Source organism: uncultured Flavonifractor sp. (genome assembly GCF_944385615.1).
Lineage (GTDB): Bacteria > Bacillota > Clostridia > Oscillospirales > Oscillospiraceae > Flavonifractor.
This window is the reverse complement of sequence record NZ_CALWXV010000035.1, coordinates 1-13,497: the sequence shown is the minus strand read 5'-3', so window position 1 is coordinate 13,497 and position 13,497 is coordinate 1. Positions and strand designations below refer to the sequence as shown.

Annotated in this window: 21 protein-coding genes; 16 read left to right on the top strand and 5 right to left on the bottom strand. The window is 62.5% G+C overall.

Translation table 11 applies throughout. The features are described 5' to 3' along the window. Positions 1–56 precede the first annotated feature (56 nt). The 16 genes from Q0J75_RS09535 to Q0J75_RS09460 all read left to right on the top strand — a co-directional run bounded on the left by Q0J75_RS09535 (position 57) and on the right by Q0J75_RS09460 (position 9,539). Positions 57–401 (top strand): hypothetical protein, encoded by a 345-nt coding sequence (locus tag Q0J75_RS09535; protein ID WP_297200205.1) that lies wholly within the window; start codon positions 57–59, stop codon positions 399–401. A gap of 62 nt (positions 402–463) precedes the next feature. Then, positions 464–1,498, top strand: a complete 1,035-nt coding sequence (locus tag Q0J75_RS09530) for a phage major capsid protein (protein WP_297200255.1) — start codon at positions 464–466, stop codon at positions 1,496–1,498. Next, positions 1,495–1,857 carry a hypothetical protein gene (locus tag Q0J75_RS09525; RefSeq protein ID WP_297200202.1) on the top strand — a complete coding sequence of 121 codons (363 nt, stop codon included), beginning with the start codon at positions 1,495–1,497 and terminating at the stop codon, positions 1,855–1,857. Before Q0J75_RS09530 ends, Q0J75_RS09525 begins: the two co-directional genes overlap by 4 nt. After that, positions 1,854–2,189 (top strand): hypothetical protein, encoded by a 336-nt coding sequence (locus Q0J75_RS09520; RefSeq protein WP_297200199.1) that lies wholly within the window; start codon positions 1,854–1,856, stop codon positions 2,187–2,189. Before Q0J75_RS09525 ends, Q0J75_RS09520 begins: the two co-directional genes overlap by 4 nt. 32 nt (positions 2,190–2,221) lie before the next feature. Next, on the top strand, positions 2,222–2,719 hold the full coding sequence (locus Q0J75_RS09515; RefSeq protein WP_297200196.1) for a hypothetical protein: 498 nt from the start codon (positions 2,222–2,224) through the stop codon (positions 2,717–2,719). 2 nt (positions 2,720–2,721) lie between these two features. Beyond that, the gene (locus Q0J75_RS09510) at positions 2,722–3,744 is read left to right on the top strand and encodes a phage tail sheath C-terminal domain-containing protein (RefSeq protein ID WP_297200192.1); all 1,023 of its coding nucleotides are present in this window, start codon (positions 2,722–2,724) and stop codon (positions 3,742–3,744) included. 16 nt (positions 3,745–3,760) lie between these two features. After that, positions 3,761–4,150 (top strand): hypothetical protein, encoded by a 390-nt coding sequence (locus Q0J75_RS09505; protein WP_297200189.1) that lies wholly within the window; start codon positions 3,761–3,763, stop codon positions 4,148–4,150. A 33-nt stretch (positions 4,151–4,183) separates the two neighbouring features. After that, positions 4,184–4,603 carry a hypothetical protein gene (locus tag Q0J75_RS09500; RefSeq protein ID WP_297200186.1) on the top strand — a complete coding sequence of 140 codons (420 nt, stop codon included), beginning with the start codon at positions 4,184–4,186 and terminating at the stop codon, positions 4,601–4,603. Continuing rightward, positions 4,600–4,809, top strand: coding sequence for a molybdopterin oxidoreductase (locus tag Q0J75_RS09495; protein WP_297200182.1), 210 nt, complete (start codon positions 4,600–4,602; stop codon positions 4,807–4,809). The genes Q0J75_RS09500 and Q0J75_RS09495 overlap by 4 nt, the downstream gene beginning before the upstream one ends. Further along, positions 4,806–5,642, top strand: a complete 837-nt coding sequence (locus Q0J75_RS09490; RefSeq protein ID WP_297200179.1) for a hypothetical protein — start codon at positions 4,806–4,808, stop codon at positions 5,640–5,642. The genes Q0J75_RS09495 and Q0J75_RS09490 overlap by 4 nt, the downstream gene beginning before the upstream one ends. Continuing rightward, positions 5,639–6,220 (top strand): SafA/ExsA family spore coat assembly protein, encoded by a 582-nt coding sequence (gene safA / locus Q0J75_RS09485; protein ID WP_297200177.1) that lies wholly within the window; start codon positions 5,639–5,641, stop codon positions 6,218–6,220. Before Q0J75_RS09490 ends, safA begins: the two co-directional genes overlap by 4 nt. Then, positions 6,220–7,161 (top strand): hypothetical protein, encoded by a 942-nt coding sequence (locus tag Q0J75_RS09480; RefSeq protein ID WP_297200174.1) that lies wholly within the window; start codon positions 6,220–6,222, stop codon positions 7,159–7,161. Before safA ends, Q0J75_RS09480 begins: the two co-directional genes overlap by 1 nt. A 22-nt stretch (positions 7,162–7,183) precedes the next feature. Continuing rightward, complete coding sequence (locus Q0J75_RS09475) at positions 7,184–7,552, top strand: hypothetical protein (protein ID WP_297200171.1); 369 nt, start codon at positions 7,184–7,186, stop codon at positions 7,550–7,552. 4 nt (positions 7,553–7,556) lie between these two features. Beyond that, positions 7,557–7,901 carry a hypothetical protein gene (locus Q0J75_RS09470; RefSeq protein ID WP_297200168.1) on the top strand — a complete coding sequence of 115 codons (345 nt, stop codon included), beginning with the start codon at positions 7,557–7,559 and terminating at the stop codon, positions 7,899–7,901. A 4-nt stretch (positions 7,902–7,905) separates the two neighbouring features. Next, positions 7,906–8,970, top strand: a complete 1,065-nt coding sequence (locus Q0J75_RS09465) for a baseplate J/gp47 family protein (protein WP_297200165.1) — start codon at positions 7,906–7,908, stop codon at positions 8,968–8,970. Beyond that, positions 8,967–9,539 (top strand): DUF2313 domain-containing protein, encoded by a 573-nt coding sequence (locus tag Q0J75_RS09460; protein ID WP_297200163.1) that lies wholly within the window; start codon positions 8,967–8,969, stop codon positions 9,537–9,539. Before Q0J75_RS09465 ends, Q0J75_RS09460 begins: the two co-directional genes overlap by 4 nt. Before the next feature lie 41 nt (positions 9,540–9,580). Here the strand turns inward: Q0J75_RS09460 and Q0J75_RS09455 are convergent, their stop codons facing one another. The 5 genes from Q0J75_RS09455 to Q0J75_RS09435 form a co-directional block, all read right to left on the bottom strand. Continuing rightward, positions 9,581–10,231: a DUF5044 domain-containing protein gene (locus tag Q0J75_RS09455; protein ID WP_297200160.1), complete on the bottom strand. Its 651-nt coding sequence runs from the start codon at positions 10,229–10,231 to the stop codon at positions 9,581–9,583. Position 10,232: 1 nt separating this feature from the next. Beyond that, positions 10,233–11,072 (bottom strand): hypothetical protein, encoded by an 840-nt coding sequence (locus Q0J75_RS09450; RefSeq protein ID WP_297200157.1) that lies wholly within the window; start codon positions 11,070–11,072, stop codon positions 10,233–10,235. Further along, entirely contained in the window at positions 11,072–11,416 is a 345-nt protein-coding gene (locus tag Q0J75_RS09445) for a PadR family transcriptional regulator (protein ID WP_297200154.1), read from the bottom strand. The genes Q0J75_RS09450 and Q0J75_RS09445 overlap by 1 nt, the downstream gene beginning before the upstream one ends. A gap of 77 nt (positions 11,417–11,493) precedes the next feature. Next, the gene (locus tag Q0J75_RS09440; RefSeq protein WP_297200151.1) at positions 11,494–12,450 is read right to left on the bottom strand and encodes a D-2-hydroxyacid dehydrogenase; all 957 of its coding nucleotides are present in this window, start codon (positions 12,448–12,450) and stop codon (positions 11,494–11,496) included. Between the two features lie 66 nt (positions 12,451–12,516). Further along, the coding region (locus Q0J75_RS09435; RefSeq protein ID WP_297200148.1) for a biotin/lipoyl-containing protein at positions 12,517–13,497 on the bottom strand (981 nt) is incomplete at its 5' end.

Below are 13,497 nucleotides of genomic sequence, written 5' to 3'. Positions count from 1 at the left end.
CAAGCCCCCGCCCTACAAAAGCGTGTGGATGGACAGAAAAGAAAGGGGTAGAAACGATGAGCAGCAAGATTTCCTTTGAAGGCATCGGAGAAGTGGTGGCCACCTTTGGCTGCGGCGAGGGCGTGGCCCCCGGTCAGGTGGTCAAGGTTACCGAGGACGGCATGGTGGGCGCCTGCGCCGCCACCGACAAGTTCTGCGGTGTGGCCCTGTCCGCGGAGGGTGGCTATGCCGCCGTCCAGCTGGCGGGTCTGGTAAAGGTATCAGTGACCGACGGCAGCGTAAGCGTGGGCTGGGTCAAGCTGGCCGCTGACGGCAGCGGCGGCGTGAAAAAGGACGACAGCAACGGCAGAGAGCACCTGGTGGTGCGGGTGGAGACCGACGGCGCTGTGGTGCGCCTGTAAGAAAGTTTTCAACAACCAAGCGTCAGTTTGTGGAAAAGTTGTGAGAAAGTGAGGCTATGTCTATGAGCTATCGGTTCGACAATGTGAGACTGGAAAAGGGCATGTACAACGAGGCGGGCAGATCCTTTACCCAGGTGCTGGAGCGGGAGGACCCCTCCGAGCAGTACAAGGGCACCAGTCTGGAGGGGCTGGATGCCTACCAGCGCCAGCTCAAGCGCTTTGATATCAAGGTGAAGGGCGCAGGCAGCGATGTGGTGGAAAAGTTTTTTTCCACCAGCCAGTCCGCCGTCCTCTTCCCCGAGTACATCGCCCGGTCGGTGCGGCAGGGCATGGAGGAGGCCGACCTGCTCCCCCACATCACCGCCGCCGTCACCCGCTTTGACGGCATGGATTACCGCTCCATTGCTTCCGTTCCTGAGGATGACCAGAAGGCCCTGCGCTATGTGGAGGAGGGGGCCTCCATCCCTCAGACCCAGGTCAAGACCCAGGAGAATCTGGTGAAGCTCCACAAGCGGGGCCGGATGCTGGTGGCCTCCTATGAGGCCATCCGCTATCAGAAGCTGGACCTGTTCTCCGTAACCCTCCGGCAGATCGGCGCCCACATCAACCGGATGCATCTGGAGGACGCCATCGACGTGCTCCTCAACGGTGACGGCAATGAGAATCCCGCCAAGGAATTTACGGTGGGCTCCGGGCCCATCGGCGGTGCTGCCGGTACCCTGACCTATGACGAGCTGGTGGATTTCTGGAGCCAGTTTGAGCCCTATGAGATGAACACCCTGCTGGTGTCCGGCGACATGATGCGCCAGATGCTCAAGATGGACGAGTTCCAGAATCCCCTTACCGGCCTGAACTTCCAGGGTACCGGCAAGCTGGCCACCCCTCTGGGTGCCACCCTGCTGCGTACCTCCGCCCTGGAGAGCGGCAAGCTCATTGGCCTGGACAAAAATTACGCCCTGGAGATGGTGCAGGGCTCCGATGTGATGGTGGAGTACGACAAGCTCATTGACCGGCAGCTGGAGCGGGCCGCCATCACCAGCATCTCCGGCTTTGCCAAGCTCTTTGCCGACGCGGCCAAGGTGCTGAAGCTGCAATGACAGAGGAGATCATGGCCATGGCCCAGGCCCTGGGCCAGGTAAGCGAGAGTCAACAGGGGGCGCTGGAAGCTCTGTGTGTCTCAGCGGAGACCGAACTGACCGGGCGGCTCCGGGACGGGGTAACGCCCGAGGACTGCGGCCCCGCCTTTGTATTGGGGTGCGCCTGGCTGGCCCTGGCCGGACTGGCCGGGGGACAGTATGGCGGCGGTGGGAGCTTTACCGCCGGGAGCGTTACCATCCGGGAGGCCGGAAGCAGCGAAAACCGGGAACGGGCCGCCGCCCTGCAGCTTCAGGCCGAGACGGTGTTGGGACCCTATCTGAAAGACCGGGGATTCATGTTCCAGGGGGTAGAGGGATGATCGAGCACTGGCGGCAGATTTTGGAGCGGTACGGCCAGAGCATTACCCTTTACCGTCCGGACCAGGAGGAGGGTATTGTGTGCAAAGCCTTCCTTCAGCCTGTGCAGGAACAAGGGCAGAGCTTTTTTCAGCGCCTGCCCACACCGCTGGGGCTGGCGCGACAGGACCGTTGGATCTGTCTGGGCGGACCGGAGATGGCCCTCAATGAGCTGGGGGACGGATACCTGGCCTGGGGTGAAGAGACCTTTACCGTGCGCAGCGCCCAGCCGGTATATGTGGGGGATACCCTGGTGTACTGGTGGGGACTGCTGGCAGTGCGGGATGGCGCATAAGAAAGGGCGGTTCCCAAAAGGAGGGAGACAGCATGGACTTTGGCGAGATCCGGGAGCGAATGGCGGACTATTTGCAGGGGCAGGGCATTGACGCCCAATGTGCCTACCCGGAGCTGGAGCGGGTCCGGAGAGGCGGGGCGGTGGCCGCCGTCTCCCTCCGGGCCTGCCAGGGCGGGCCGGGCGGATTCCAGGACTATCTGGGAGAGCGGTACGATCAGGAGAGCGGGCAGTGGCAGGAGCTCTATGGCAAAAAAATCGTCCTGACCTTTGGGCTGGACCTGTACGCTCCCCAGGGCTGCGGCGCGGCAGGCATCCAGGCGGCCTTTGACCGCATGGCGGAAGCCCTGCGGCGGGAGGGTCCGCCGGGACTCAGCCTGCGGGAGCTCTCCTGCGGAGAGACGGAATTTGACCAGGGGGCCGGCCTTTATCACCGGACAGTAGAAGCGGTTTGCCAGGGCTACCTGTATGCGGTGGCCAGTGAAGGCGGGACCTTCCTGGACTTTATTGTGAGGGGAGAGAGACGGATTTGAGTATGACAATCCATGAAAGACCGGGGGTATATTCCAGCTACGACACCTCCACGGTCATCAGCAGCGGCGGCAGCGGCCGGACGGTGGGCCTGGTCGCGGTGCGGAGCGAGGGCGAGACCGGAAAGCTGTGCACCCTGAACCGGTATGAGGACGCCGCAGCCACCTTTGGCGAAACAGAGAATCTGACCAAGCTGGTCCAGATTCTGTTCCGCAACGGCGCGGCCAAGGTGCTGGCGGTGCCGGTCAGCGGACAGGAGGACTACCAGGAGGCCTTTGACCTGCTGGCTACGGAGGAAGAGATCGCAGTAATGGTGTGCGACAGCACCGAACTGACGGTACAGCAGGCCCTGCGGCAGAGCGTCTGCGACGCCTCCGAGGCCCGGCGGGAGCGGATCGCGGTGGTGGGTGGCGCCCAGGATGAGGACGTTGAGGCGCTGGTTCAGCGGGCCCAGGACATCAACAGCGAGCGGGTGGTGCTCATTGCCCCCGGTGACGACACCGGACTGGTAGCCTGTGCTGTCGCGGGGGCCATCGCCGGGGAGAGTGACCCGGCGGTCCCTCTGGGCGGCGCGGAGCTGAAGGGCCTGGAGGGAATGGAGGCCCGGTACGCCGATACGGAGATCGACACCCTGGTGCGGGGAGGTGTCAGCCCCCTGGAAAACGTGGGCGGCATCGTCAGCGTGGTACGGGGGGTCACCACCCGCACCAAGACCGGTGAGGCGGAGGACGCCACCTGGCGGGAGCTGACCACCATCCGTATCGTGGACGATGTGATCCCCACCATCCGCAATTCCCTGCGGGCCCGGTTCCGCAGAAGCAAGAACACGGAGCAGACCAGAGGGGCCATCCGCTCCCAGGTGGTACTGGAGCTGGAGAACAAGCTGGCCCGGGAGATCATCACAGGCTATGACCAAGTGACGGTACAGGCCGACGCGGAAAATCCCACTGTCTGTCTGGTGGAGTTCACCTTCACAGTGGCCCATGGCCTCAACCAGATTTGGCTGAGCGCCCACATCACGGTATAAAAAGGGAGGGAAAGGTATGCTCGTTTCTGGATTTCCCACCAGCAGCGATATTTATCTGGAGATCGACGGGACAAAGGTAGCAGTGGTACAGAGTTACACCTCCAAGACCACCCGGTCCAGTCAGACGGTGGAGGCATTTGGCGAGGAGGAGCCGGTGGCCACCATCCCGGGACAGCGCAACTATGTACTGGAGCTGACCCGGCTGTACGCCACCGACGAGGCCATCCGGGACAACATCAATTTTTATGATCTGGCGGATTTCAGCCTGGTCATCTGCAAGCCTGACCGAAAGGTCATCTACTCTGGCTGTCAGTGGAGCGACATCGGCGAGACCGGTACGCTGGGGGCCATGGTGGTGGAGAAAATCACGGTGGTGGCCGCCAAGCGGATTGAGACCACCGTATAGCCGGGAGAGAATGGAAAGAGAGGAGAGAGAACGGTGGATTCGCTGTTGAGCCGGATGGACCGGCTGACCCTGGAGGACGGGATGCAGCTGCGGCTGCTCTCCGCTCAGGAGGTGCTGGAGGCCCGGCGGGAAGCCGGTCAGCTGGCCCAGAGCGAGGAGGAACGGGCCCTGTGCGCCAACGCCTGTCTGTTGGCACGGGCCTTGGAGGAGCATGGAAAGCCGGTCTTTGCCTCCGGGCGGGAGGTGCTGGAGCACCTCAGCGCCCGGGAGGTGGCCCGGCTGGCCGAACAGTGGGATGAACTGGACCGGGCGGAGAACCCCTCCCCTGAGGATGGAGAGGAGGCCGCCCAGTCCCTAAAAAAAGCCTGGAGCACACGCCTTATGAACGCCTTCGCTGGCGTGTGCTCAAAACCTTTGGGGCGCTTCCGACGGAACAGCGGGCCCGGGACATGAAGGCCCGGGACTATCTGTGGTGCGCCCTTAATCTGATGCTGGACCGGGAGGAACTGTTGGCGCAGTTATGTCCCGGATGCAGGCAGAAGGCAGAGGAGGCGTGCTGCCCAGTGTGCGGTGCGCCGGCGGGGGAGACCACGGCGGGCCAGAACGCCTCCTTCGATCAGGAGCGGTTTGAGCGGCTGATGCGGGGGGAGACAACATGATCGACTACATCGACCTGCTGCTGGGGGAACAGTTGGAGCGGCAGGAGCGGGAAGAGACGGGCGGGACCTGGAACGGGGAGACGGTCCGGGTCCCCGTCCCCCAACCGGAGGATGGGGAAGAGGTCCTCACCGCGGACAGCATGGCAGCGGCGGAGCAGAAAACCGTGCGGGCAAAGGTGTCCATCCAGAAAGCGCGACAGGCACAGGCGGAAAGGCAGGGCGCGGAAGCGGAGGAGTTGAATCTGATGCCCGCCTATCTGGAAGAGGTCCAGACAAAGCAGGGGAGCCACCGGCAGGAGATGATGGACGAGGGGTGGACAGTCCGCCGTTGGGTCAGCGGCCAGGCCCAAGTGAATCGCGCCAGCGTGCGAATGGCAGAGGGACGGCAGGCGGCCAGAGAAGTCGGCCGGGCGGACCTGCTGCCGGACGCTATCCAGGCCGGGCAGTGGGCGGAAGAGCGCCAGGCAGCTGCCGCTTCCGGCTATGCCGGGGGAGTGGGTAAGACCATGGAGGAGCTGTCACAGGAAAAAGGCCAGGAGCCGGGTACCTCTAACCGCAGTCAAAGTATGTTTGACGGAGCATGGATGGAGCCGCGGCAGCTTGGCGGCAGCTCTGTTACCGGCATCCAGAGGGGGAGCAGCGGTGTGGAATGGCTGGATCAGGCGGTGCGGTTCAGCCTGGAAGAGCTGCCCGCCCCAGAGCGGGAGAGCAAGGTGGTAACTCTGGAACCGGCGGAGTGGAATGGGGGCGTAGGGCGGCTGGAGCTGCAGCGGCTGGACCGGCTGGTTCGGCGGGACGCGCGAAGATTTGATGGGGGGTTTCAACTGCTGTGAGATTGGCGGCAATGCGCTATAAAAACTATGTATGGCCCCACAACCCCAGGGTATACACCATTGCGTTCAAACGAAAGATGGGAGCCAGAGAGGTGCCCTTTGGCCAGTACAACTTGCAGGATCTGGGGCCTTCCTACCGCATTATGCGGGGAGAAGGGGAATTTGTGGGAGAGGGCGCCTATGACGAGCTCAAAAAGCTGGCTACCGTTTTTTACAGCGAGGGACCGGGGCTGCTGGTCCACCCCATCTGGCAGACCTCCAACGCCTATTTTGTGGAACTGTCCCTGGCTCAGGAGCCCAGGCCGGACTATGTGAAATATACCTTTGCCTTTTGGGAGGGATACGGCGGACACAGCACCGGAACGACGGTGACAGGGACCCAAACCAGCACCGGCGCCAGTGCGGAAAGTAGCCAGAATACTTCCGGCAGCGGCCAATGGTATACCGTAGTACGGGGAGACACGCTGTGGGGCATTGCCCGGCGGTATGGGGTGGATTTGACCAGCCTGATCGCCCTGAATCCCCAGATCAAAAATCCCAACCTGATCTATCCGGGACAGAAAGTGCGGGTGGCCTGATGAAGGGGACATTGGTTTGCTGGGATGGTCGAAGGATCGCCCTGCCCCAGGTGCGGGCGTGGACCTTTCAGTATGGACAGGGGACCCCCTGCGACAGCTTTACCCTCAGCTGCCTGTGGGAGCCGGAGGAGGATCTGCTGGACCAGGCGGTGACCTTTACCGCAGTGGAAAAGGGAGAGACGGTGTTTACCGGCGTGGTGGACGAGTGCGAGCGGGGTTGGGATGGACAGGGGGGCTTTCTTACCGTATCCGGCCGCAGCATGGCGGCCCGGCTGCTGGACAACGAGGCGCTGGGTATGGATTACCAGGTTGCTACCTGGCAGGATATCCTGCGGGACCACGTGACCCCCTATGGAGTTCAGGCAGTGCCCGGAGCGAAGTTGTCCGCTGTGCCGGGATTCTCGGTGGCGATGGGGAGCAGCGAATGGCAGGTGGTCTACCAGTTCTGCCGGTATTACGGCGGGATCACGCCCAGATTTGACCGGCTGGGGCGGCTGGTGGCTACCCCCTGGGAAGAGGGAAAGAAGCTGGTGCTGGCGGAGAATGCGGCGGTGACCGCCCTCACCCTCCGGGACCAGCGATATGGGGTCCTCTCTGAGATGCTGGTGCGGGACAAGACCACCGGGGAAATACAGACCGTGAAAAACGAGGCGTTTTGCGCCCGGGGCGGCATGAGCAGGAGAGTGCTGACCATGCCGGGAAAGAGCAGCTATCAGACCATGCGCTATTCCGGCAGGTATCAGCTGGACCAGTCTGCCCAGGAGCTGCGGCAGCTGGAACTGGAGCTGCCCGGCGCTTTTCTGGCCTGGCCGGGGGATCTGGTGGAGGTGCGGCTGGTCAAGCCGGTGGGCCGGGGGCTTTGGCGGGTGGCCGAGGCGGTCAGCGGTATGGATGAAGCGGGGACCTACACCAGACTGGTGCTGGGAAATACGGATAGCTGAACAGAGAATGGAGGTGTCTGGTATGTGGATGGCACAGCGAAACAGGCGTAACATTGTGGGAGAAGGCGGGTCCCAGGTGGGACAGGTGACTCTGGCAGGGGACCCGGCAGGCGTCTTTCTGGATGGGGAGCGCCGGGATCTGCCGGTCTTTGGGCCGGGAGGCTACATCTGGCGGCCCGCCCAGGGGGCGGATGTGCTGGTTATCAAGACCGGTGAGGACGGTGAGGCCCCCTGTGTGGCGGGCCAGCGCGGGGAGCCCAACTGGAATCTGGCCGCCGGTGAGGTCATGATTTATGGCGGCGGCAGCTCCATTCTGCTGCAAAGGGGCGGCATCGTCTCCATCAGCGGCTTTTTGCTGGTCAATGGCAAGGAGGTTCTGACAAAGGGGTGATGGGATGGAGCTGATGGTACGGGACGGAGACTATGTCTCCAATGAGACCGGGGGATACCGGCGGGCAGAGGGCAGCGATGAGCTGCTGCAGCGGGTTCTGTGGAAGCTGTCCATCCCACGGGGGAGCTTTCCCTTTCTGCCTGAGCTGGGCAGCCAGCTGTACCAGTTGGGACGGAGCAGGCCGGCGCAGCGGAAAGCCCTGGCCCAGCAGTATGTGGTACAGGCCCTGGCCGACGAGCCGGAGCTGACGGTCATCAGTGTGTCCCTGAAGACGGACAGCACCATGGAGGTGGCGCTGGACTGGCGGGGAGAGGCGCTGACGCTGACCTTGGAGCGGGGAGGGATGTAGAGGCATGATGACCATTGACGAGATCTATGGACAGATGGTACAGGTCTTTCAGCAGGAAACAGGGGTCACGCTGGCGGGAGACGGGGATATGGCGGTACGGCTCTACGCGGTGGCTGCCCAGGTCTATGCCCTGTATGTCCAGGCCGACTGGGTGAACCGGCAGTGCTTTCCCCAGACCGCGGAAGGGGAATATCTGGACCTCCACGCCCAGCTGCGGGGCCTGGAACGGCGGGCGGCGGTGGCGGCGGTGGGTATCCTCCGCTTTGAAATGGAACAGGCCGCCAACGCCGATCTGACCATTCCGGCAGGGACTGTATGCATGACCGCGGGGCTGATCCGGTTTGAAACCACCGAGGCGGCGGTGCTCCGGGCAGGGGAAACGGCGGTAGAGGCACCGGCGGCAGCCGTGGAGCCCGGAGCGGCGGGCAATGTGGCGGCCGGGACCATCCGGGCCATGTCGGTGGCGCCGGTGGGTATCAGCCAGTGTACCAACCCGGAGGGGTTCTCCGGCGGCCTGGATGCTGAGAGCGACGACGAGCTGCGGGAACGGGTGCTGGAGACCTTCCGGCGTATGCCAAACGGAGCCAACGCGGCCTTTTATGAGCAGGGAGCCATGTCCTTCCCCCAGGTGGCGGCGGCGTCGGTCATCTCCCGGCCCAGAGGGATTGGATCGGTGGATGTGGTAGTCTCCACCCCCTCCGGTGTGCCGGACAGCGAGCTTCTGAAGGAATTGCAGGCCTATTTTGAGGCCCGGCGGGAGATTGCTGTGGATGTGCTGGTGCGGGCGCCCCAGGTGCGGGAGGTGGACGTGGCCATACAGGTACAGACCGAGGTAAATCGGGACGCTGAGACCGTTCGCCAAGCGGTGGAACAGGCCATCCGCAGCTGGTTTGACGGACGGAGATTGGGACAGAACATCCTGCGTGCCAAGCTGGGCCAGTTGGTCTTTGCGGTGGAAGGTGTGGAAAACTATGTCCTCACCACGCCGGCGGACGATGTGACGGTACAAAGCGATGTACTGCCCTGGCTCAAGAGCATCTCCATCACCCAGATGGGGGGGAGTGCATGAGCGAATATGCCGAATATTTAAGGGCGCTGCTGCGTCCGCTGCGGGTCTATGAGCTGGAAGGTACCGCCAACAACGCGGAGCTGGAGGCGGAGGGCCAGGCTTTGGACGGCCTGGGGGCGGAGCTGGAGGAGATTCAGCGGGAGATGCTGGTCTCCACAGCAGAGGACCGGGGCCTGGAGGCCATAGAATGCCTGCTGGCCCGGCGGCCGGTGACCAACAGCCTGGAGATGCGCCGGGCGGCCCTGGCGGCCCTGCTCCGCATCGGCGGAGACAGCTTTACCCTGGTGGCCATCAATGACAATTTGAAGGGCTGTGGCCTCAACGCGGTGGCCAGCGAGACTGATACCCCCGGCGTGGTGGAGGTGCGCTTTCCCGATGTGCCCGGTATTCCGGATGGCTTTGAGGAAATGCGAGAGATCATCGAGAGCATCCTGCCCGCCCATGTGCTGATCAACTATATTTATTGGCTGGTGACCTGGGCCAAGATGGAGGAGCGCTTTGACACCTGGGGGGATATCGAGGCCATCAGTCCGGTGACGTGGGAAGAACTGGAGAAAATGGTGAAATGAAAGGCGGCCCGTGTTTACGGGCCGCCTTTTGGCGCGGATATTCAACTTTTTGATGGAAAATCGTATCGGGCCCACTCGTCCGGTATGGGGGATCGATAGAGCAGGGTTCCGTCGGCGCCATAGCCCTTGACCTGGAGATCCTCCGGGTATACAAAATAAGCCTGTTCCGGTGCGGTATAGGAGATGAGAAAGCAGTTTTCCACCGCATTAGTTCCACAGGTGGAGAACAGGGTATAAGTGCTGTTGGCGGCAATGGGGAAGATAACCTCCACTTGGGTGATCTCCGGGTCGTTGGAGATCACCAGCACGGCCCCGTTGGACCAGTCGCTGACCACCAGGGGGACCAGGGAACGGTCCGGGTCATTTCTTACGGCGTCCAGGCCTCCGGTCTGCCAGAACAGGCCGTAGTGGTTGACCCCGCACCAGGCGTACCAGTCTCCATCCCGGAGGATATAGTAGCGATCATACTGGCCGATTTTGACTTTGTTGTAGGCCCGGGGATAGTCCAAGGTGGTGATGACACGGCCGGGGCCGAAGAAATAGCGGGCCTGGGTGGCCTTCAGAGCCTGTTGGGCGGTGAGAATGGGAAAATCCAGAGCCAGTACCAGCACCATCAGAATAACTGCCAGCAGCAGAGTGTCCCGAACGATGCGGCGCTTCCGTTGGGCGGGGGTGACAGAACGTTTGGACATATTACATTCCTCCTTCCAGCGGCAGCGTCAGGGAAATGGCGTTCTCTCCGAAGCGGTCAAAGTGGAGGGTGACGGAGGTTGCCTCCGGATGGATGCCGCCCACCCACAGATCATAGTAGGAGGCAAAGGGGTAGATGGCGGATGGATTACCGGAGGAATCCCCGGCGGAGGTGGGCAGCTGGTACAGCGCTTGCTGGCCTCTGGAGGGGTAGCGGTTGCCCAGATCGTCCTCCGCCCACAGCCACTCCCGGAATTCCGGCCCCCGCTGCCAGGGGTTGGAGTGGGTCACCTTCAGCAGATAGCTCAGATGCAGGGCCTCGTCACTGTATACGCTGGTCTCCGAGTGTGTGACAACTGCCCGCTGGATGGAGAAAGTATAGCCGTTCCACTGCCAGATGGCGTTGGGGGTGAAGTCGGCTACCACATTGTACTCGTCGTAATGCTCCAGAAGATAACCGATCCCAAAGCCATCGTAGCTGGGGGATGCGGTGAGGTTGGTGATGATTTCTCCCATGCGGGGCAGGGCAAAGAGCAGAATCAGAACTGTCAAAGTCCACACTACCCGGCGGAACCAGATCTGAAACCAGCCCAGCCGGTGGTCGTGGATCTGGTCCAGCTGACGGCCCAGCGCCTCCGGGTCCCCCATGGCTCGGACGGCCTCCGATTCAGCGTCCCACAGGGTCATGCTGGGATGGGCCTCCAGCAAGGCGTCCCGATGCTCCTCCATGTGGCCAGTAAGCTCGGCGGAAATAGCCTCATGATCGGGGGAGAACCGGACAAAGGAACAGACTTGACCACAGAATTGCTCCATGGTGCGCCGGGGCACTTTGGGGGCGTCCATCAGGCCAGGGCCGGGTCGCTCCCGGCCAGAATCGCGTTGACGGCCTGAGAGAAGATGGTCCACTCCTCTTTTTTCGTGTCCAGCAGCCGCAGGCCCTTTTTGGTGATGTGGTAATACTTCCGGGTGCGGCCGGTGGGGGCCGCTTTTTCATAGGAGCATACCGCCCCCTCCTTCTCCAGCGTGTGGAGGATGGGGTAGAGGGTGCCCTCCTTCATGGTAAAGGTGTGGTCGCTTTTTGCCTCCAACTCGGCGATCATCTGATAGCCATATTTGTCTTCCCTTGACAGCAGGGATAGGACCAGCAGAGTGGCGCTGCCGGTCAATAGGGATTTGTCGGCTTTCATGGAAACCCTCCTTTCAGCACAATACCTCGACTCTCTAGGTATATTATACCTAGAGAGTCGAGGTATGTCAACGGAGGTTATTTCATCCGGCTGCGGAGAGGCTGGCCGTTCAGCCAGCGGCGGAGATTATCCAGAAAGAGCTCCTGAAGCTGGTCCAGAGTGACCTGCATGTGATTGTAGCCCCCGGCGGTGTGAGGGGTGAGAAAGGCACGGGGGGCGTCCCACAGAGGGTGGTCCGGGAGCAGGGGCTCCGGGTCGGTAACGTCCAGCCCAGCCCCCAGCAGATGGCCCTGGGCCAACACATCCGCCAGGGCGGCGCAGTCCACAGCCGAGCCCCGGCCAGCGTTGAGCAGTACGGCATCCTGTTTCATCAACAGCAGACGGCGGCGGTCCAGCAGACCGGCGGTATCCCCGTTGTGGGGGAGGGCCAGGGCCACCACATCGGCTTGGGGGAGCAGGTCGTCGATGGCGGACAGGGGGAAGGTCTGGTCAAAATCCTCCGCCGGGGCATCGGAGCGGTGGAGGCCGATGATTTTGGACGCCCCCAGAGCCCGGCATAGCCGGGCAAAATGGCGGCCAATATCACCGGTACCTCCCACCAGCACGGTTTCTCCGCGAAGGGAGCGGACATGCCCAAGGTCCTTCCAGATGTGGGCCTGTTGCTGGTCCCGGTAGGCGGGCAGACGCTTGTAGATAGCCAGCAGCATAGCTAGCATGTGCTCGGATACTGCGGGGCCATAGGCCCCGGCGGCGCAGGTGAGGGCCACCCCCTCCGGCAGGACGCCGGGGACCAGATAGGGGTCCACCCCGGCGTTCCAGCTCTGGACCCACCGCAGGTGGGGGAAGGTCTTCAAATCCTCCGGGGGTACAAAGCCCAGCAGGATGGTGGTGCGCTCCCGCCACTCCGGGGGAATGTCAACGGCGCCCCGGCGGTCGTTGGTGGGGAGAAAGAGGTGTTCCTCTTCCGGGGCGGCGGCGCGGAAGGCGTCTTGCTGGGCGGAAGTAAGGGGGAGCAGGTGGAGAATGGTTTCCATGGGATAAGCCTCCAGATGTGGATGATGTAAAAACGGGGGCCGGTTTTGTGACCGGCCCCCGTTGTATTATTTGATGGTGATGAGCAGCTCGCCAGCCTTGACAGAGCCGCCTTCCTTGAGGAATACCTCGTCCACGGTGCCCGCCATCCGGGCCACCACGGAGGTCTCCATCTTCATGGCCTCGATCACAGCCAGCACCTGGTTTTCCTCCACCTTGTCGCCGGGCTTCACGTTCACCTTGGAAACCATGCCGGGGATGGAGGCGCCCACCTGGCTCTTGTCGGAGGGGTCGGCCAGAGCCACCTTGCGCACCTGCGCAGTGGCGCTCTTATCGGGGACTGCTACCTCACGGCGCATACCGTTGAGCTCAAACTGCACGTTGCGGGTGCCGTCGTCGTTCAGGTCGCCCAGGCCCACATACTTGATGACCAGGGTCTTGCCGTCCTCGATGTTGATCTTGCTGGTTTCGCCCAGGGCCATGCCGTTGAAGAATACATGGCTGCCCATGCGCATCACATAGCCGTACTCCTGCCGGTGGCGGTAGAAGTCCTCCACCACCTTGGGATAGAGGCACCAGGAGAGCACGTTATGGTCGGTGGCGTCGGGGTAGAACTTGCGCACCTCTTCCCGGGCCTTCTCAAAGTCCACCGGGGGCAGCAGTTCGCCGGGACGGCAGGTGATGGGCTTCTCGCCCTTGAGGACCACCCGCTGCAGGTCCTCCGGGAAGCCCCAGGCGGGCTGGCCCATCATGCCCTTGAAGTAGCTGACCACGCTGTCGGGGAAGGTAAGGGCCTCGCCCCGCTCCACGATGTTCTCCGGGGTCAGATCGTTCTGTACCATAAAGATGGCCAGATCGCCCACCATCTTGGAAGAGGGGGTCACCTTCACGATGTCGCCCAGCATGTGGTTGACGGTTTTATACATCTCCTTGACCGCCTCAAACTGGTGGCCCAGACCGATGCTCTCCACCTGGCTCTTCAGGTTGGTGTACTGGCCGCCAGGCATCTCGTAGCGGTAGATGTCGGTGGAGGGGTTCTTGATGCCCGC